This is a genomic window from Sedimentibacter sp. B4 (assembly GCF_000309315.1).
In the GTDB taxonomy this organism is placed as follows: domain Bacteria; phylum Bacillota; class Clostridia; order Tissierellales; family Sedimentibacteraceae; genus Sedimentibacter; species Sedimentibacter saalensis.
The window spans coordinates 24,585-43,638 of record NZ_CANG01000046.1; the positions used below are offsets into that span (position 1 = coordinate 24,585).

General features: G+C 37.9%; 18 protein-coding genes. 11 read left to right on the forward strand and 7 right to left on the reverse strand.

Annotated features, from left to right (window positions below; translation table 11 throughout):
* Position 1 precedes the first annotated feature (1 nt).
* Positions 2-1,147 carry a 2-methylaconitate cis-trans isomerase PrpF family protein gene (locus tag BN358_RS09380; protein ID WP_019228989.1) on the reverse strand — a complete coding sequence of 382 codons (1,146 nt, stop codon included), beginning with the start codon at positions 1,145-1,147 and terminating at the stop codon, positions 2-4.
* A gap of 29 nt (positions 1,148-1,176) precedes the next feature.
* Positions 1,177-2,112, reverse strand: coding sequence for a LysR family transcriptional regulator (locus BN358_RS09385; RefSeq protein WP_019228990.1), 936 nt, complete (start codon positions 2,110-2,112; stop codon positions 1,177-1,179).
* Between the two features lie 129 nt (positions 2,113-2,241).
* Here BN358_RS09385 and BN358_RS09390 point away from each other — a divergent pair, with 129 nt between their 5' ends.
* The 11 genes from BN358_RS09390 to BN358_RS09440 all read left to right on the forward strand — a co-directional run bounded on the left by BN358_RS09390 (position 2,242) and on the right by BN358_RS09440 (position 15,088).
* Complete coding sequence (locus tag BN358_RS09390) at positions 2,242-4,536, forward strand: hydratase (protein WP_019228991.1); 2,295 nt, start codon at positions 2,242-2,244, stop codon at positions 4,534-4,536.
* Positions 4,537-4,603: 67 nt separating this feature from the next.
* Positions 4,604-5,806, forward strand: a complete 1,203-nt coding sequence (locus BN358_RS09395; protein WP_019228992.1) for an NADP-dependent isocitrate dehydrogenase — start codon at positions 4,604-4,606, stop codon at positions 5,804-5,806.
* Positions 5,807-6,237: 431 nt separating this feature from the next.
* Positions 6,238-6,462 carry a MoaD/ThiS family protein gene (locus BN358_RS09400; protein ID WP_019228993.1) on the forward strand — a complete coding sequence of 75 codons (225 nt, stop codon included), beginning with the start codon at positions 6,238-6,240 and terminating at the stop codon, positions 6,460-6,462.
* 207 nt (positions 6,463-6,669) lie between these two features.
* Positions 6,670-7,149 carry a 4Fe-4S dicluster domain-containing protein gene (locus BN358_RS09405; protein ID WP_019228994.1) on the forward strand — a complete coding sequence of 160 codons (480 nt, stop codon included), beginning with the start codon at positions 6,670-6,672 and terminating at the stop codon, positions 7,147-7,149.
* Positions 7,149-8,984, forward strand: coding sequence for an aldehyde ferredoxin oxidoreductase family protein (locus BN358_RS09410; RefSeq protein WP_019228995.1), 1,836 nt, complete (start codon positions 7,149-7,151; stop codon positions 8,982-8,984). Before BN358_RS09405 ends, BN358_RS09410 begins: the two co-directional genes overlap by 1 nt.
* A gap of 181 nt (positions 8,985-9,165) precedes the next feature.
* Positions 9,166-9,657, forward strand: a complete 492-nt coding sequence (gene nuoE, locus BN358_RS09415) for an NADH-quinone oxidoreductase subunit NuoE (RefSeq protein WP_232233070.1) — start codon at positions 9,166-9,168, stop codon at positions 9,655-9,657.
* A complete protein-coding gene (locus tag BN358_RS09420; protein WP_019228997.1) occupies positions 9,654-11,465 on the forward strand; it encodes an NADH-quinone oxidoreductase subunit NuoF in 1,812 nt (603 codons plus the stop codon). Before nuoE ends, BN358_RS09420 begins: the two co-directional genes overlap by 4 nt.
* On the forward strand, positions 11,455-12,213 hold the full coding sequence (locus BN358_RS09425) for a 2Fe-2S iron-sulfur cluster-binding protein (protein ID WP_019228998.1): 759 nt from the start codon (positions 11,455-11,457) through the stop codon (positions 12,211-12,213). Before BN358_RS09420 ends, BN358_RS09425 begins: the two co-directional genes overlap by 11 nt.
* A 272-nt stretch (positions 12,214-12,485) precedes the next feature.
* A complete protein-coding gene (asnB, locus tag BN358_RS09430) occupies positions 12,486-14,330 on the forward strand; it encodes an asparagine synthase (glutamine-hydrolyzing) (protein ID WP_019228999.1) in 1,845 nt (614 codons plus the stop codon).
* A gap of 79 nt (positions 14,331-14,409) precedes the next feature.
* Positions 14,410-14,730 (forward strand): hypothetical protein, encoded by a 321-nt coding sequence (locus BN358_RS09435; protein WP_198018356.1) that lies wholly within the window; start codon positions 14,410-14,412, stop codon positions 14,728-14,730.
* A gap of 136 nt (positions 14,731-14,866) precedes the next feature.
* The gene (locus tag BN358_RS09440; RefSeq protein WP_019229001.1) at positions 14,867-15,088 is read left to right on the forward strand and encodes a small, acid-soluble spore protein, alpha/beta type; all 222 of its coding nucleotides are present in this window, start codon (positions 14,867-14,869) and stop codon (positions 15,086-15,088) included.
* A gap of 43 nt (positions 15,089-15,131) precedes the next feature.
* Here BN358_RS09440 and BN358_RS09445 read toward each other — a convergent pair whose 3' ends face one another.
* The 5 genes from BN358_RS09445 to udk form a co-directional block, all read right to left on the reverse strand.
* Positions 15,132-16,028, reverse strand: a complete 897-nt coding sequence (locus tag BN358_RS09445; protein ID WP_051011007.1) for an LCP family protein — start codon at positions 16,026-16,028, stop codon at positions 15,132-15,134.
* Positions 16,029-16,300: 272 nt separating this feature from the next.
* Complete coding sequence (locus BN358_RS09450; protein ID WP_019229003.1) at positions 16,301-16,849, reverse strand: cob(I)yrinic acid a,c-diamide adenosyltransferase; 549 nt, start codon at positions 16,847-16,849, stop codon at positions 16,301-16,303.
* Between the two features lie 15 nt (positions 16,850-16,864).
* Positions 16,865-17,731, reverse strand: a complete 867-nt coding sequence (rsmA, locus tag BN358_RS09455; RefSeq protein WP_019229004.1) for a 16S rRNA (adenine(1518)-N(6)/adenine(1519)-N(6))-dimethyltransferase RsmA — start codon at positions 17,729-17,731, stop codon at positions 16,865-16,867.
* Positions 17,731-18,294, reverse strand: a complete 564-nt coding sequence (gene rnmV, locus BN358_RS09460; protein ID WP_019229005.1) for a ribonuclease M5 — start codon at positions 18,292-18,294, stop codon at positions 17,731-17,733. The genes rsmA and rnmV overlap by 1 nt, the downstream gene beginning before the upstream one ends.
* On the reverse strand, positions 18,287-18,934 hold the full coding sequence (gene udk, locus BN358_RS09465) for a uridine kinase (protein ID WP_019229006.1): 648 nt from the start codon (positions 18,932-18,934) through the stop codon (positions 18,287-18,289). The genes rnmV and udk overlap by 8 nt, the downstream gene beginning before the upstream one ends.
* Positions 18,935-19,054 lie beyond the last annotated feature (120 nt).

Sequence of the window (19,054 nt, forward strand, 5' to 3'; positions counted from 1 at the left end):
CCTATACCCTTAGTCTGGAATATGGAATATAAACGTTTCCATCCATTATTTTACGTGCAGTTCTGTAAATCCCTTCTTTAATTATTTTACCGTCTTCCATGTGGATTGTTACTTCCATGGGTCCATAGGGCTGACCTATAATTAATGTTTCTGAAATTTTATCACCAACTATTTCATTAACTATTGTTCCTTTAATTTTTGATGCAGCCCCTGTTGCCACAGCAGCAGTAACAGCAAAAGTTTTATGCATTTTCTGAAGGGCTCCCATCCTTGCAAGAAGATCAGTTTCTTCAGCTTTAACCAATACTCCTTCTGAATTTATATAATCTTTAGATTCAGAAACAATGCAGATTTTTGGATACGCGGGACTTTTAGAAAGAGCATCTTTTCTGTCAGGAACTATTCCTGAAAGTTCAGCACATATGCTTCTTATTCCTTCAAGGGTATTTAATATGCCGGGTGCAGATTCTATTTCTGCAGGAAGCTCTGTTCCATTCATTCCCAAATCTTCAGCTTTCACAAATATAACAGGATTTCCTGAATCAACCATTGAAACCGTAAATATTTTGTTTTCTCCTAAACTTATGGTATCCTTTGTATTTCCTGTAGGCAGCAATTTTTTTGTTACTGAGCCGGATGGATCAAAAAATTCAACCTTAAGCTTTGCGCCTGTGCCGGGAACTCCCGGTATGCTGTAATCTCCTTCCGACAACACACGTCCATCTTTCACCGGATACGTGACATGTATTATCTTGTTGCTATTTGTGTTGTAAATTCGAACTTTTGTAAGAGGTTCAACAGCCTTTAACAAATTGTTCTGAACTGCAAATATTCCAACTGCAGAAATCATGTTTCCGCAGTTTCCTTTCCAGTCAATCATGGCTTTGTCTATACTTACCTGACCATATGTATAGTCAACATCCGCATCATCTCTTTGTGAAGGGCTTACGATACATACTTTGCTTGTAAGTGAATTTGCACCTCCCAAGCCGTCTATTTGCCTTGCATCAGGGCTTCCAAAAGCAGCAAGCAAAATTTTATCCCTTAATTCTCCATGAGGTGGCAGTGAATTTTCCAGAAAAAAAACACCTTTGCTTGAGCCTCCTCTTATTATTGAACACGAAACATCTATTGATTCTCTAAACATATTATCCTCCCTATCTTATGAATTTTACATTAAATTGGCTGATTGTCGCTGAAATAGCCATGAATCATATTCATGAAAACCTTGGCTGCCTTTGACAAGTACATATTAGGATTTGTAGAAATACATGTATACCAAAATGCATATTCATTGTCCTCTATGAAAAAGTAGTCTGCATCATACTGGCCTTCGAATATGTTGATGTACTGAAGAGGAATCATGGTTACTCCATAGCCAGTGCTAGCCAATCTTCTGGCGCTTTCATAACTTTGCAGAGTCAGGCATGTTGCCGGATTTATTCCTGCCCTGTGAAAAATTATGTCACACACTTGCCTGATTCTTTTATCTTTTCGAAGCATTATGAACTTTTCATCCTTGAACAAATTCAAGTCAATGGAAGAGTGATGGCTGTCCGGAACTTTTTTGGCGTATTGAGACAGAGGATGATTTTTTTGTGTTACAATCATGAAGGGATCTTTGTACAACACTTCATGGTTCAGAGGCTCGCTGTTTTTCAGCGGATGAGTGTGCATGACAGCAAAATCTATTGTCCCATCCAGCAAAGATTTTTCCATATTGACGGAATTAAGTTCCTTTATATATATTTCAATATTGGGGAATTCTTCTGCAAACATTGGCAATAGTTTTGGCAACAGATATGTTCCCATGTAGACTGTTATGCCAATGGTCACTCTTCCTCTTTTCAAATCATTGATGTAAGTTACCTCATTTTTATAATCATCATAAATGTTCAGTATTTCAGTTGCTGCCAGGTAATATTTTTCACCTGCCATTGTAAGTGAAATTCCATCATGTTTTCTTATGAAAAGTTTTGTTCCCAGATCATCTTCAATTTTTTGTATAGCCTGACTGAGAGAAGGCTGGGCAATGAAAAGCTTTTGAGCTGCTTTTGAAATGCTCTTTGTTTCAGCAATTGTTTTTACATATATTAATTCTCTATCGTTCATAACTTTCTCCAATCATAGGTTTTGCCTATATAAAATATAATAAAATCAATATTAGACTATATTTCACAATTATTATACACTTAGTAAGTAAAATGTACAATTAAAAATTTAAAACCTTGGAGGATATAAATGATTAAAAGTGTTAACAATCCTGTCCTCATTATCAACGGCAGGACCATTGTTTCTCAGGAAAATGATTTTTGTGAAGCAGCAAAATCAAATAACATGACATATGATAAAAATGAAGCCAAAAAAGGCACTATGACCTATGGAATTCTAGAAAAACACAATCATTCAAATAACATGGAAAAACTGCAGCTTAAATTTGATTCCATAACTGCCCATGACATAACATACGTTGGCATAACTCAGACTGCAATTGCCAGCGGAATGAAGAAGTTCCCTCTTCCATATGTAATGACAAACTGCCACAACAGTCTTTGTGCAGTAGGAGGCACAATTAACGAAGATGACCATAAATTTGCATTGTCTTCTGCAAAGAAATTCGGCGGAATTTATGTTCCGCCAAATTTAGCAGTAATCCACTCCTACAACAGAGAAATGATGACTAAGTGCGGAAACATGATTTTGGGTTCTGACAGCCATACAAGATATGGTGCTCTTGGTACAATGGCAATAGGTGAAGGCGGCGGAGAGCTTGCAAAGCAGCTTCTTGAACAGACTTATGACATAAGCTACCCAGAAGTTATAGCAATTTATCTTAAAGGAAAACCAAACAAAGGAGTTGGTCCTCATGACGTTGCTCTTAATATAATTAAGGAAGTTTACAACAACAACTTCGTTAAAAACAAGGTTATGGAATTTATTGGTGACGGCATCGAACATCTGTCTGTTGAATACAGAAACGGAATCGACGTTATGACTACTGAAACAACATGCTGGAGCTCTATATGGGAAACAGATGAAAAAGTTAAGAATTTCTATGAAGTTCACGGAAGAGAAGAAGATTACAGCATGCTTAAACCTGGAGCAATTGCATTGTATGACGGAATTGTGGAAGTTGACTTATCACAAATAAAACCTTCCATAGCTCTTCCTTTCCATCCAAGCAACGTATATACAATTGAAGAAGTGAAAAAGAATCCTCAGGAAATATTTGCAAAAATAGAAGAAGCAAGCAAGAAAACTTTTGAGTCAAACGACGTAAAAGTTGACATGATGAGCAAAATAGTTGACGACAACATATATGTTGATCAGGGAATCATCGCAGGATGTTCAGGCGGAACTTTTGACAACATAGTTGCTGCAGCAGACATAATGAAAGGCAAATCAACAGGCAATGACAAGTTCTCCTTGAGCGTATATCCAGGAAGCCAGCCAGCTTATATTGAACTTGTAAGAAACGGAGTTGTAGCTGATCTTATGGAAGCAGGAGCTGTTATCAAGCCAGCATTCTGCGGACCTTGCTTCGGTGCCGGAGATACACCAGCAAACAACGAGTTCTCCATCAGACATGCTACAAGAAACTTTCCTAACAGAGATGGTTCAAAACCAACTGAAGGACAGGTTTCAATGGTTGCTCTAATGGATGCAAGATCAATTGCAGCAACAGCCATAAATGGCGGTATTTTAACAGGCGCAGATGAAATTGATGTTGATTATTCAGAAACAGAATACCACTTTGATAAATCAATATATGAAAAGAAAGTTTATAACGGATGGGGCAATGCAGATGATTCTGTGGAGCTTATTTACGGACCAAACATAAAACCTTGGCCTAAAATGCCTGAAGTAACAGAAAATATAGTTGTAAAAGTTGTTACTCACATTACAGACCCTGTTACAACAACTGACGAATTGATTCCTTCTGGAGAAACTTCTTCATACAGATCAAATCCTATAAGACTTGCTGAATTTACATTGAGCAGAAAAGATCCTGATTATGTTGCAAACTCAAAGAAAGTTCATGAATATGAATTAGCCCGTGAGCAAGGAAAAGATACTGCAAAAGAATTTGCTGAACTTAAGCAGGCTTTTGAAAGAATAAGAAAAATTGAAGGTTTTGATATTATTGATACTGCTGAAACAGGAATCGGAAGCACAATTTATGCAAACAAGCCGGGAGACGGTTCTGCAAGAGAACAAGCTGCTTCATGCCAGAGAATTTTAGGCGCATGGGCAAACATTGCAAAAGAATATGCTACAAAAAGATACAGATCAAACCTTCTTAACTGGGGTATAATTCCATTCCTCATCAAAGATGAAAACTTGATTAAAAAGGATGATTTCGTATTTGTTCCTGGAATCAAGAGCGCAATAGAAAACAAAGTTGATGAAATTACAGCTTATGTATTAGATGAAGAACCAAGAAAAATAACACTGTCATTGGGAGCTCTTACTGATAAAGAAAGAGAAATACTCTTAAACGGTTCACTGATTAATTACAACAAGAAAAATTTATAAATAATATGGCCTTTAAATTCCACGGAATTTTAAAGGCCATTAAACCATTATAAATTGAAGGAGATCTATGGAAAAAATTAAAATGACAACACCACTGGTTGAACTTGACGGGGATGAAATGGCTCGCATAATATGGCACATAGTCAAGGAAAAATTAATACTCCCCTATGTTGAACTGAAGAGCGAATATTATGACCTGCACTTAAAAAACAGGGATAATACCAATGACAAGGTTACAGTAGATGCCGCAAATGCCATAAGAAAATATGGCGTTGGAGTCAAATGTGCTACAATAACGTCAAACAGCGACAGAAAAATTGAATATGACTTGAAGAACTTTTTAAATAGTCCCAACGGCACCATCAGAGACATTCTTGACGGAACCGTGTTCAGAAAGCCTATTACCATTGAAACCATAACTCCTTTAATACCAAGATGGAAAAAACCAATCACCATAGCCAGACATTCATATGGAGATATATACGCTTCCACTAGTATGGAGGTTAATGCTTTCACTAAAGCGGAATTAGTTCTCACGGACAAGTACAACAATGAAAAAAGAACATTGGTCTATGACTTTAATGAAAAAGGAATTTTAATAGGTGAATACAACTTAGACTCCTCCATCATGTTTTTCGCTGAATCTTGCTTTAAACATGCGCTTAAAGAAAAAGCCAACCTAATGTTTTCAGCAAAGGATACGGTTGTTAAGGCATATGACAGCAAGTTCAAGGACATATTTGAAGAACTGTACAATGAAAAATATAAAGAGCAATTTGAGAACATTGGAATCAAGTACACTTACACACTCATTGACGATGCAGTATCAAGAATTATAAAGTCTGAAGGCGGAATAATCTGGGCATGCAAAAATTACGACGGAGATGTAATGAGCGACATGATTGCCACAGGATTCGGAAGTCTGGCCCTTATGACTTCAGTGCTTGTATCCCCAGATGGCGCTCATGAGTACGAAGCATCCCACGGAACAGTCAAAATGCACTATTACAGACATCTTAAGGGAGAAAAAACCTCAACAAATCCTATAGCAATTATATTTGCATGGACAGGAGCACTGAGAAAACGAGGAGAGTTAGACGATAACATTGAACTAGTTAAATTTTCTGACAGTCTGGAAAAAGCATGCCATGACACTATAAACAACGGAATCATGACCGGTGATTTAATTGAAATGTCTTCTGTATCCAATAAAAAATGTGTAACTACTGAAGAAATAATAGATGTTATTTCAAAAAACATAAAATTATAAATCTGCAACATTTAACTTGCTCTTAACAAAGAGAAATCCCTCTATCAACCACCGTATGGGCGGGTACCACCCGCCCGTGACGGCGGACAATCTCTCCCCTGCATTTTATATAGTTTTACATGCTATCTTTGTGACTTTATGTGCTCAACTATTGACAAACCCTGACGATGTTACCCTGAACGATATTGAAGGATATCATCTTTGTTGAAAACATGAGATTTTTCAGCTGCGCTTCAGAATGACAACGTCCAAATATATACTTATCATCAACCCAAACATACTGACTAAAGTATGCTTTTCATTTTCTAAAACCACATTCTACTATAAGTTTACAAAATTGAAAATAATTTACCTTTAGTCATATTTCGTATTGAAAAATCGTTTTCTATGTGGTAAAATATAGAAGGTGGAAATAATGGTTGAGGATAGCTATGGAAATAGAAGTTAGGTTGTTTGCAACATTCAGAGTTGGCAGATGGATGAACAAACGGTTGTCATTTAAAGATGAGGCTAAAATAATTGATGTTCTGGATTATCTGGGCATCAAAAAAGAAGAACTTGGACTGGTTCTTGTTAACGGAAGTTACAAGGAAGTTGATGAAAAATTGAATAATGAAGATATTTTGGCAATTTTTCCTCCTGTTGCAGGAGGTTAATGTTCCGATTCATGGTTGACCTCATGGGCCTCTGTGAACGTTAGGGCGTGAAAAGCAATTTTTGCACCTGCCATTGCGCAAAGGGACACAAATAAACTGTTGTTTATTTGTGTCCCTTTTATTTTAATCGATGATTAAAATAATTGCTCTTATAAAATACATTGCACTGAAGGAGGTGGATTCTGACACAAGGTGTCAGAAGGTAAAATGTCAAAAGGTTTAGTTGTATCGCCAGAAAAATGTACTGGCTGCAGAACATGTGAACTGGCATGTTCCTACAGTAAAGGGGATAACTTCAATCCAAAAGATTCTGCGGTTTCAGTAATGTTTTATGACGAAATTGGTCTGCAGATTCCTATGATGTGCATGCAATGCGATGAGCCGCACTGTATGACTGTATGTGTTGTTAACGCTCTCACCAAGGATGAAAAAACAGGCGTGGTAAATTACGACAAAGAAAAATGCATTGGATGCAAAATGTGCGTAAGCGCATGCCCATTCGGCAACATGACTTACAGTTCTAGATTAAAAAGAGTTATAAAATGCGATATGTGCGGCGGAGATCCTCAATGTGTTAAAATGTGCGGCTATGGCGCTATTGAGTACAAGGAATTGGACGGCGCATTGGATAAGAGGAAAATTATTGCCAACCAATTTAAAGAAGCATTTGGAGAGGGGGCTAAATAATGAAAGGTTATACTGGAAAATTAATAAGAGTTGATTTAACAAACAAGACTTTTAAAACAGAAAAACTTAACATGAATTATGCCAAGGACTATTTCGGCGGAAGAGGACTTGGTTCCAAATATTTGTACGAAGAAGTTGACCCTACCATAGATGCTTTAAGTCCTGAAAATAAGCTTATATTCATGACCGGCCCTGTTACAGGCACATATGCTACATGCGCAGGAAGATTCAACGTTGTTGCAAAAGCTCCCCTTACAGGAACAATTGGAGCTGCTAACTCTGGCGGATATTTTGGACCTGAGCTTAAATTTGCAGGCTATGACGGAATAATATTTGAAGGAAAATCAAACACACCGGTTTACTTGCACATAAACGATGACTTAGTTGAAATTAAAGATGCTTCACACCTCTGGGGTAAAAATGTATTTGAAACAACAGACATGCTTCTTGCTGAAAATGAAGACGATGCTAAAGTTGCATGCATCGGACCTGCAGGAGAAAACCTTGTTCTTTTTGCAGCTATAATGAACGATCGCGACAGAGCTGCGGGAAGATCAGGCCTTGGCGCTGTTATGGGAAGCAAGAATTTAAAAGCAGTTGTTGTAAAAGGAACAAACGGCATAGGTGTTGCCAATGCAATGCAATTTAACAAGGCAGCTCAGGATGCAAGAGAAAAAGTTCTGGCAAACGGAGTAACCGGAAAAAACGGCGGACTTCAAACTTACGGAACAGAAGTTCTTGTAAACATATTGAATGAAATGCACGCTCTTCCTACAAACAACTGGCAGTCTTCAAGATTTGATGATGCAGAAAAAATAAGCGGCGAATACCTGACAGAAAAATACCTGGTTAAAAACAAAGCTTGTTTTGCATGTCCAATAGGCTGCGGAAGAGTTGTAAAAATTCCTGACGGAAAATACAAAGGAATAGTTGCAGGTCCTGAATATGAAGCAGGTTGGTCATATGGTGCTTCCTGCGGAATAAATGACATCAATGAAATAGACAAGGCAAACCATGTGTGCAACATGCTGGGAATGGACCCTATAACAATGGGTGCTACTATTGCATGTGCAATGGAACTTTACGAAAAAGGTTATTTGCCTAAAGAAGATTTAGGCGGCGAAGAACTTTTATTTGGAGATGCCCAGTCAATAATGAAATGGACTGAAAAAACCGGCAACAGAGAAGGCTTTGGAGATGTGCTTGCTCTTGGTTCATACAGAATGGCAGAAAAATACGGTCATCCTGAATTTTCAATGACTGTTAAGAAACAGGAAATGCCTGCATATGACGGCAGAGCAATTCAAGGCATGGGACTTTCCTACGCTACAAGCAACCGCGGCGGCTGCCATGTAAGAGGATATGTAACAAGTACTGAAGTTCTAGGAATCCCAATGAAGACGGATCCTCTAACTACAGAAGGAAAAGCTGGTCTTGTTAAATTGTTCCAGGATCTTACTGCAGTTGTTGACTCTTCTGACATTTGTCTGTTCACTACATTTGCAATAGGCCTTCCTGAAGTTTCAAATCTTCTTAGAGGAACTGTAGGAATTGATATGACAGATGAAGAAATTCTTAAAGCAGGAGAAAGAATCTGGAATCTTGAAAAAATATTCAACCTTGAAGCAGGACTCACAAGAGAAGATGATTATCTTCCTCCAAGACTTCTTAAGGAACCTGTAACAAGCGGTCCTTCAAAAGGAAAGGTTACTGAGCTTGAAGTAATGCTCAATGAATATTATGCTGCAAGAGGCTGGGACGAATACGGCGTTCCTACAGACGAGAAACTTGAAGAACTTGGTCTCGTAATGAAATCAGCACAGGAAGCATATTAATTCTTTAATAAAATAAACAGAACATCCTTTATGAATGTTCAGGTAATTGACAATATTCTTATTATACAAATTGTAGGGGCGGGTCTCGTATCCGTTCGCGGGAGGACACGAGGTCCTCCCCTACATATTGATTTAACTTTGTCATAAAGCTGGACTTCATTTTGGATGTTCTGAATTTTAAATGAAGGTGATAATGATGGTTGATTCAAGCATCGACTTAAAGGAATCATATGAAATATTAAATAAATATCCTCCTGAAAAAAGATTTACGCTTGCAATACTTCAGGATGTACAAAAACAATATGGATTTGTGCCCAGAGAAACCATGAATTTAATTGCTGAATATTTAAGACTGCCTGTAAGTGAAATTTACAGCATGGCCACATTTTACAAAGCATTAAGCCTAAAGGCAAAAGGAAAATACATTATAAAGGTTTGTAATGGAACTGCCTGTCATATAAGAGGTTCCAATGCATTGATGGATGAAGTTGCTGAAGTTCTAGACATAATTCCTGGAGAAACAACGTCTGACGGATTATTTTCAATTGAAATTGTTAACTGTCTAGGTGCCTGTGCCCTGGCCCCTGTCATGGTTATTGACGATAAATATTACGGCGGAATGACAAAGGAAAAAGTGAAGTCAGTAATTGAAGAATACAGGAGGGCAAAATGAGCAGCGAAAAAAGAAAAATACTTGTGTGCTGCGGTACCGGCTGTCTTGCCAACAACAGCTACAATGTGTATACAAAGTTTCTTGATAAATTAAAAAAAACCTCAATTGATGTTGTTCCCTCAGTTAAGTCTACCGGTTGCAACGGTCTGTGCGAAAAAGGGCCGGTTGTTAAAATTCTACCTGATGAAATTTCATATTTCAAGGTAAAAGAAGCGGATGTAGATGAAATAGTTGAAAAAACAATACTTAATGGTGAAGTTGTTGAAAGGCTCCTCTACTTTGATACCAACGAGAAAAAAAGAATTGTGTCTCACAAGGATGCCTCCTTTTACAAACATCAAAACAAAATTGCCCTACGAAACATAGGTGAAATAGACCCTCAAAGCATTGAAGACTACAAGGAGCGGGGTGGCTACAAAGCCCTTGAAAAAGTGTTGTTTTCAATGACTCCTGAACAGGTAATCACAGAAATTGAATCTTCAGGATTAAGAGGAAGAGGCGGTGCAGGATTCCCAACCGGAAGCAAATGGAGAACATGCTATCAATTCGAAAACAATCCAAAATACGTAGTATGCAACGGTGATGAAGGTGACCCCGGCGCATTCATGGACAGAAGCGTCATGGAAGGCGACCCCAACACCGTCATTGAAGGAATGATAATCTGTGCATTTGCAATTAGCTCTAACAAAGGTTTCCTATACATAAGGGACGAATACCAGCTGGCGAGAAAAAATATGCAGCTGGCAATTGAAAGTGCCAGAGCTCATGGTTTTCTAGGAAAAAACATAATGGGAAGCGGTTTTGACTTTGACCTTGAAATCGTAAGGGGCGGAGGTGCCTTTGTATGCGGTGAATCAAGTGCTCTCATGGCTTCAATTGAAGGAAGTGTCGGCGAGCCAAGGGCCAAGTACATAAGAAGTGTTGAAAAGGGTTTATGGGATCAGCCTACGGTTCTTAACAATGTTGAAACATGGGCCAATGTACCGCCTATTATAATGAAAGGATCCGATTGGTTCAAAAGCATAGGAATTGAAAAAAATTCCGGAACAAAGGTCTTTTCACTTGTAGGAAAAGTAAAAAATACAGGTCTCGTGGAAATTCCAATGGGTACTACATTAAGAGAGCTTGTTTTCGACATTGGAGGCGGAATAATCAAGGACAGGACGTTCAAAGCAGTGCAGACGGGAGGTCCTTCCGGAGGATGTATCCCCAAGGAACACCTGGATGTTTCCATGGACTTTGATTCACTTAACAACATTGGCTCCATGATGGGCTCAGGTGGCGTCATAGTAATGGACGACACCACATGCATGGTTGAACTTGCAAGATACTACATGGAATTTCTTGCTGAAGAATCCTGCGGAAAATGCACAACATGCAGAGAAGGCATCAGCACAATGGTTAAAATTTTAAACAACATTACAAGCGGCAACGGAAAAATGGAAGATTTGGACCTCCTTGAAAGTTTAAGCGGCACAATCAAAGAAGCTTCTCTTTGCGGCCTTGGAAAGACTGCCCCAAATCCCGTCATGACAACATTAAAATATTTCAGGGATGAATATATTGATCACATTGTAAATAAAAAATGCAGCGCAGGTGTGTGCAAGAATCTCACATCCTATTCAGTTGACAAAGACATCTGTATAGGATGCGGCCTTTGCGCTAAAAAGTGTCCAACAGGTGCAATTTCAGGAACGCTTAAATCTCCTCACATAATTAATAAGTATGCATGCATTAAATGCGGATCATGCTTCGCTGTATGTCCGTCAGGAGCTGTTGTGATCGGAGGTGCTTTAGTTGAAAATTAAAATAGACGGTAATCTTTACGAAGGAATTCCCGGTGAAACTCTCATGGAGCTTGCCAAAAGAAACAACGTGGACATACCAAATCTTTGTCACAAGACAGGATTTGAAGGTCAGGGACGCTGCAGGCTGTGCATGGTTGAAGTAAATGAAGGAAGACGCACAAAAGTTGTTTCATCATGCGTATTCCCCATTAAAGACGGCCTGGAGGTAGTTACAAATTCCGATAAAATTAAAAAAATGCGAAAGGACATAATTTTGCTTCTTTTGCTTAAAACTCCAAACAACCAGTACATTAAAAAACTGGCTGAAGAATATGAAGTCATCCCCCCAGAAAGATATGAGGATAAAACAAGCACTGAAGACTGTATTCTCTGCGGTTTGTGCGTCAAGGCCTGTGAAAAAATGGGAACATCTGCAATTTCTCTTGTGAACAGAGGAACAACAAAAAAAGTTTCCACTCCTTATGATGACTCTTCCAAGGACTGCATAGGCTGCGGAGCATGTGCAGAAGTATGCCCCACAAAGGCCATAAAATTTACGGACAAAGACAACACCAGGACCATATGGAACAAAGAATTTAATCTCATAAAATGCACAAGCTGCGGAAAATATTACACCACAAAAGAAGCGTTAGATTTTATAAATAAAAAGCTTGGTGAGGAAAGTTCTGAACACATTTGCGAATCATGCAGGAAGAAAAGCATAAGCGAAAAATTCAAAGAGTCCTACAAGGATTATGCATCCCATTAAATGTCTAATTTATCAATTCGTAGGGGCGGACCTCGTGTCCGCCCGTGGTTATTAATACATAAAATTGTTTTCTTCGGGAGAGCACAAAACTCTCCCCTACAAACTTTGATTTCAAATTTACAGAAGTTTACCAATATATTAATTGAAACCAATATATCATCAACCTGAAGCAAGGATAATATCCTTGCTTTTTTTTAATTAAAATTTCAAAACTTGGAACAATAGATTTTATACAACATAATAATGTTTTATGTAAAAAAAGGAGGCATTATATGTGCGGAATAGCAGGATGGATTAACTTCCGGGAAAATATCAGTGACAATATAACATCAGTAGAAAAAATGACAGATAAGCTTGAAAAAAGAGGGCCTGACAACTCAGGTTTCTACACGGAAGAAAATGCAATTTTAGGCCACAGAAGACTTGTAATAGTGGATGCTGAAGGCGGAGCTCAGCCTATGACAAGATACAAGGGTGGACACAAATATGTGCTTGTTTACAATGGCGAACTTTACAATACAGATGAAGTACGAGATGATCTAATTAGACTTGGTTACAAATTTGAATCCTATTCAGACACAGAAGTACTTCTTGTTGCCTACATGGAGTGGGGCGAAGAAGCCTTGAAACACATCAACGGAATTTATGCCTTTGGTGTTTGGAACCAGGATGAAAAATTATTGTTCTTGGCAAGAGATCCTCTTGGTGTAAAACCTTTGTTTTACTCTCTTAAAAATAACAACCTTTTATTTGCTTCACAAATAAAGGCACTTCTCGCCCATCCCATTGTTGAGCCTGTAATAAATAAAGAAGGAATAATGGAAATACTCGGCCTTGGCCCTGCTCGCTCATTAGGAAACGGAGTTTTCAAAGATATACAGGAAATTCCCCCGGCACACTGCATGACATACCAAGACGGAAAAGTCATTCTTAAGGAATATTGGAAACTTGAAGCAAAATCCCATGAGGAAGACTTTGAACAAACAAAAAACACAACAAGAAATCTATTAATTGACGCAGTGGAAAGGCAGCTTGTTTCTGATGTTCCTGTATGCACATTTCTCTCAGGAGGACTGGACTCCAGCGCTATTTCTGCTATTGCAGCAGAGTATTATAAAAGAACAGACAGAGGCATTCTCCCCACATATTCCATAGACTACAGGGACAACGACAAATATTTTCAGGCAAACTTGTTTCAACCTACCTCCGACCAGATTTTTGCTGAAATAATGGCAGATTACATCGGCAGCAAACACCATACAGTTATTCTTGAAAATACAGAACTTGTAAAGGCTCTGGAAGATGCAGTGAGAGCAAATGACCTCCCCGGAATGGCTGACATTGACTCTTCCCTATTGTTGTTTTGCAGAGAAATAAGGAAAAATGAAACTGTTGCTCTTTCCGGCGAATGTGCAGATGAAATTTTCGGGGGCTACCCTTGGTTCACAAGGCAAGAAGACATTAATGCAGACACATTCCCCTGGTCTAAATCTACAAAGGAGCGAAGGGAAATATTGAGCAAAGAATTTCTTAACCTTCCCCTGGAAGAATACGTCCATCAAATGTACACAGACACCATAAACAAGGTTCCAAAACTTAAAGGAGAATCTAAAGAAGAATCAAGAATGAGAGAATTGTTTTACCTGAACATAAAATGGTTCATGATGACGCTTCTCAACAGAAAGGACCGCATGAGCATGGAAAACAGTCTTGAGGTGAGGGTACCTTTTGCAGACCAGAGAATTGTAGAATATGCTTTCAACATTCCTAACAGCATCAAGTTTTACAACGGCAGAGAAAAAGGTCTTTTAAGGGAGTCCCTGCGAGGTATACTTCCTGATGACATAATTGACAGAAAGAAAAGCCCATATCCAAAGACTCACCACATTGACTATACCAATGCAGTCCAGAAATGGATGAATTATATTTTGTCAGACAAGAAAGCGCCAATTTATCATCTAATAGACAAACAAAAAGTCACTGAAATAGTTCAGTCAGGAGGAAAATCATTCACAAAACCATGGTATGGGCAACTGATGGCAGGACCACAGCTTATAGCATATTTCATTCAGCTCAATTTGTGGATGGAAGAATATAATATAAAAATTATTGATTAATCATTAAAACGGTAACACATTTGGACACTGTGAATATGATATTAATGAGCTTGGCTCAAATTTAAATGAATAAGGTGTTATGATGTGTCGCAATAGATCACACAGGTGCAGAAGAAGAAATGACAATGTAGCAGGAGACTTCGGAATTCAACGCATTGCTCTTAGAGGACCAGGTTGCATAGATGGAACAGGACGTTGTCAGGGCGTTCTTGGTACAGGCGGAAGACGTATATGCTGCGGAGTTTTAGGAACAGGCGGAGACAGATGTGATGAAGTTCTGGGCACTGGCGGAAGAAGATGTGAAAACGTAGCGGATACCGGCGGAAGAAGGCACCATTGCTGCAGACATGATAATTGGTTGTGGAACGATCTTGAAACTCCCACAACTGTTCCAAGATAGCATAATAATGAGCAGTTAATCTGCTCATTTTTTACATAAAAATAATTATTTAATATTTAATGAAAATTTTATCAGTTTAATTTTAATGCATAAGTCAATAATATAATATAGCTCAAAATGAAAGGAGCTGTATAGTATGAGCAGCAGAAATAAATTAATTGTCCCGGAAGCACAGCAGGCAATAAACAGCTTGAAAATGGAAATATCCAATGAACTTGGAATACCGACGTTAAATGTGAATGCAACAGCTATGTATCCTGCTATTGTTAACGGATTAAGTGTCAGAGAAATGGTGCGCATGGGAGAAAATATGCTGGTACAAAACAATGCTAAACCATCTGACAATGACATATTTTAATGTTGCATACTAACAAAAAAACGCCTTTTGGCGTTTTTTTTATTTATTGCTGTATATCAAGGATTGTGTAAACAAGATCCTTTGTTTCTGCCTGATTCATTACGAAAAATGAAAGTCCGTTAATAGTCTGAGTTGTTCCCGGTAGCACATGGAAGTTGATTGTGTCTGCGGAAAGTCCAACACAGCTTGCAGCCATTGATGTTGCTTCAGAAAGAGAAAAATCTGTATCTACATAAGGGAATACTTCAGCAACAACCTTTGGAAGCCTGAAAGTCAAGGCTTTTTTTATTGCTGATTTCACAAATCCCTGCTGAGCTTCTATTCTCCCCAAATCTCCTTCAGCATATCCAGAATAACCTGAATAGTTAGTCTTTCTGAACCTTAAGAATTCCATAGCATTATCGCCGTTTATAATCTGCTTGCCTGCGGGGATGTTTATGTCAAGTGGCGGATCTGAATATGGATCAGTATATCTCATATGGAAAGGAACGTCTACTTCAACTCCTCCCACAGCGTCTACTGCTGCCCTCACACCGTCATAATCTATAGTAACATATTTGTCTATTTCTATTCCTGTTATGTTTTGAATCATTTCTTCCAAACCTTCGATACCTTTTACTGTATAAACAGAATTTATTTTGTTGTTTGCGCTGTTTACAAAACCATCTCTGTCCACATATGTATCTCTTGGTATTGATATAACATCTGCTTTCTTAGTCTTTGTGTTGTAGCTTGCTACCATTATTGTGTCCGAACGTTCATGTTCAAGTCCTAAAAGAAGGATATTGACCCTTTCGTCCTTGTTGCTGCCTATCATGTTAAAAATATCAGTGGCATCTGCATTTCCGCTGTGAAGTCCGTTGAGCATAACAAATCCGCCTATTATAACTAACGAAAAACAAAACAGCGATATGAAGAACACTTTAAAAAAATGCTTCAATTTATATTCCTCCAAAACTATTACATTACTCACTGATATATATTATCACAAATATTTCTTTTGTAAAGATTATAAATCTTAATATTTTATAAACAAAAAAAGAAAGGCTAGCCTTTCTCTAATGATTCTCAGATGATTGTCTTGTGCTCACCATGCGGGAGGACACGAGGTCCTCCCCTACAACCCGTGATATCAAATTCATGGCAAAATATCAATTCATCGATGCGTAGGGGCTGGTCTTGTGCCAGCCCGTGTTATTGATTGAATGAATATTACAATCCTTCGTTGTAATATTTGTCAAAATCCATTATTGTAAGGTTGCTTTCAAGAAATCTTGCATATGTGTATAGAACATCCGAAAGTCTGTTTATAAACTTAAGCAGCACATCGCTGACTGTCTCGTGTCTTTTTAGAGACAGTATCCTTCTTTCGGCTCTTCTGCACACTGTCCTTGAAACATGAAGTGCAGCTGCTGCTGTTGAAGAACCTGGCACTATAAATTTGTCTGCACCGGAAATTTTCGGCAGATATTCATCAATTATTCCTTCAAGGGCTTTAATGTCTTCTTCTCTGATTTTGTACTTGTAAACTCCTTCTTCAACAGTTGCAAGTTCACCGGCTGCAAAAAACAGCCTTATCTGTATTTTAAGAAGCTGGTCTTTTATGGCTTCATCTTCAACAAACTTTGCTGCAAATCCTATGGAAGAATTGAGTTCATCAATTGTTCCGTAAGATTCAACCCTCAGCGAATCTTTGTCAACTCTTGTTCCGTCATAAAGCGATGTCTGACCTTTATCTCCTGTCTTAGTATAAATAATCATAAATACCTCCTAATTTTAATTGCTTAGTTTTATAATCTCATCAGCAATATCTCCGAATTGTTGGAGGTTCAATGTTTCCCCTCTCACTCCCGGATCAATTCCTGCTCTTTCTAAAACCATTTTTATTTGTTCCTTTGGCAATTTCAAATTGTTGCTGAGGCCGTTAAGAAGTGTCTTCCTTCTTTGTCCAAACGATGCTTTAATTACTGCAAAAAGCATGTTTTCATCGAGAACCTGGATTCTCGGCTTATCAAGAATGTCAAATGAAATTACTGCTGAATCAACTTTTGGTCTTGGCATGAATACTGTGTTTGGAACTATCATGGCAATTCTTGTGTCAGCCCTGTAATTTACGGCAAGTGTGATTGCACCGTACTCCTTGCTTCCTGCTGTGGAATTAAGTCTCTCAGCCACTTCCTTTTGAACCATTACAACTATTTTTGATATTTTGTATCTTTCTTCAAGTATTTTCATTATAATTGGTGTTGTTATGTAGTAGGGAAGATTTGCCACAATCTTGACGTCCATTCCCTGGAATTCTTCGTCTATTAGTCTTACAACATCAACTTTCATAAAATCTTCGTATATGATTTTTATGTTATCATAATCAAGTGTTTCCTTGTGAACTTTCTCAAGGCTTTTGTCTACTTCTATGGCAACTACCTTTTTAGCCTTGCTGCATAAAACTTGAGTCAATGTTCCAAATCCAGGACCTATTTCTATTACTCCTGAATTTTCGTCGAGCTCTGCCGTTTCAGCAATGTTGTTTATAATGTTGCCGTCTATAAGAAAGTTCTGACCAAGACTTTTGCTGAATTTGAATCCGTACTTGTCTAATATGTACTTCATCACCTTCGGTGAATACAGTTTTTTATCATCCATTATTTATCCGTTTCCTTATCGATCTTAGAATTTTCAATTTTAATTATAGCTTCTTCCAATTCTTCTCTTGTTATTCCAAAAGTGTTAAGCCTTTTTAAAAATTGCTTGGCACTGCAGTAGCCTATTCCAAGCTCATCTCCAATTAAGCCTCTTCTTTTGGAAGCATCTTCATTCCCAAGGAGCTCATAGTATACCATATCACTGTTTGAAAATTCCTGAATGTTTTCTGATATTTCAGCCCTGGCGTTTTCAAGTGCTTCTCTTATGACCTCTGGGCTTGCATTTTCAACTCCTATGTCTCCGTCCTTGTTTGCCAGGTTTCTAGGAATGAAAGCATGCTTGCAGTTTTCTATTTCAGAAGAAAGAATGTTTCTGATTTTCTTGCCTGGATAATCCGGATCAGTAAGTATTATTATCCCCTTGTTCTTTGAGGCCTTTTTTATTGTTTTTATTATTTGATCGTTTATGCCAAGTCCGCTGGTTGCAATTACCTGCGCATCAACAGCTTTTTTCACTGCTGAAATGTCTGACTTGCCTTCAACTACTATTATTTCCTTAATCAAGCTGTTGCTCCTTTAATTGTTCAATGTTCAAAAGAGATCTTATTTTTGTAACCATAAGGTCAATGGCAACAAGGTTGTTGCCGCCTTCAGTTACAATTATATCCGCATATTTTTTGCTTGGTTCTATAAACTGCTCATGGGCAGGTCGTACGGTGTTCATATACTGGTTTATTATAGAATCGAGGCTTCTAGCTCTTTCATTGATGTCCCTGATTATTCTTCTTAAAATTCTTATATCAGCATCTGTATCAACATAAATTTTTATATCCAGCAGGTCTCTTATTCTTTCCTCGTAAAATACAAGAAGTCCTTCCACAATTATTATTTCTCTGGGTTCGACAGCAACTGTCTCTGTTTTTCTGTTGTGAATTCCGTAGTCATATATTGGTTTGTTTATGGATTTTCCTTCTTTAAGTACCTTGATGTGTTCCACAAACAAATCTGTGTCAAATGCAAATGGATGGTCGTAATTAGTCTTGCATCTTTCTTCGTATGTCAATGAGCTTTGGTCTTTATAGTATGAGTCATGTTCCATTATTGCTATACTTTTTTCCGGAACCTCAGAATATATTTTGTTCACTATTGTAGTCTTTCCTGAACCGGTTCCTCCACATATTCCTATGAATATTGGTTTTTTCATAAAATCTTACTCCTCGTCTAATGTTAATCTAATAATAATATACACTACTTTTATAATTTTGCCTATATTTATATTCAAAAAAAGAAAAAATTGCTCTTTCAAGCAATTTTTTCTTTCTGG

Coding starts and splice junctions, on each gene's coding strand:
- BN358_RS09380 (WP_019228989.1), bottom strand. CDS start 1,147: ATGTTTAGAGAATCAATAGATGTTTCGTGTTCAATAATAAGAGGAGGC.
- BN358_RS09385 (WP_019228990.1), bottom strand. CDS start 2,112: ATGAACGATAGAGAATTAATATATGTAAAAACAATTGCTGAAACAAAG.
- BN358_RS09390 (WP_019228991.1), top strand. CDS start 2,242: ATGATTAAAAGTGTTAACAATCCTGTCCTCATTATCAACGGCAGGACC.
- BN358_RS09395 (WP_019228992.1), top strand. CDS start 4,604: ATGGAAAAAATTAAAATGACAACACCACTGGTTGAACTTGACGGGGAT.
- BN358_RS09400 (WP_019228993.1), top strand. CDS start 6,238: ATGGAAATAGAAGTTAGGTTGTTTGCAACATTCAGAGTTGGCAGATGG.
- BN358_RS09405 (WP_019228994.1), top strand. CDS start 6,670: ATGTCAAAAGGTTTAGTTGTATCGCCAGAAAAATGTACTGGCTGCAGA.
- BN358_RS09410 (WP_019228995.1), top strand. CDS start 7,149: ATGAAAGGTTATACTGGAAAATTAATAAGAGTTGATTTAACAAACAAG.
- nuoE (WP_232233070.1), top strand. CDS start 9,166: ATGAAGGTGATAATGATGGTTGATTCAAGCATCGACTTAAAGGAATCA.
- BN358_RS09420 (WP_019228997.1), top strand. CDS start 9,654: ATGAGCAGCGAAAAAAGAAAAATACTTGTGTGCTGCGGTACCGGCTGT.
- asnB (WP_019228999.1), top strand. CDS start 12,486: ATGTGCGGAATAGCAGGATGGATTAACTTCCGGGAAAATATCAGTGAC.
- BN358_RS09435 (WP_198018356.1), top strand. CDS start 14,410: ATGATGTGTCGCAATAGATCACACAGGTGCAGAAGAAGAAATGACAAT.
- BN358_RS09440 (WP_019229001.1), top strand. CDS start 14,867: ATGAGCAGCAGAAATAAATTAATTGTCCCGGAAGCACAGCAGGCAATA.
- BN358_RS09450 (WP_019229003.1), bottom strand. CDS start 16,849: ATGATTATTTATACTAAGACAGGAGATAAAGGTCAGACATCGCTTTAT.
- rsmA (WP_019229004.1), bottom strand. CDS start 17,731: ATGGATGATAAAAAACTGTATTCACCGAAGGTGATGAAGTACATATTA.
- udk (WP_019229006.1), bottom strand. CDS start 18,934: ATGAAAAAACCAATATTCATAGGAATATGTGGAGGAACCGGTTCAGGA.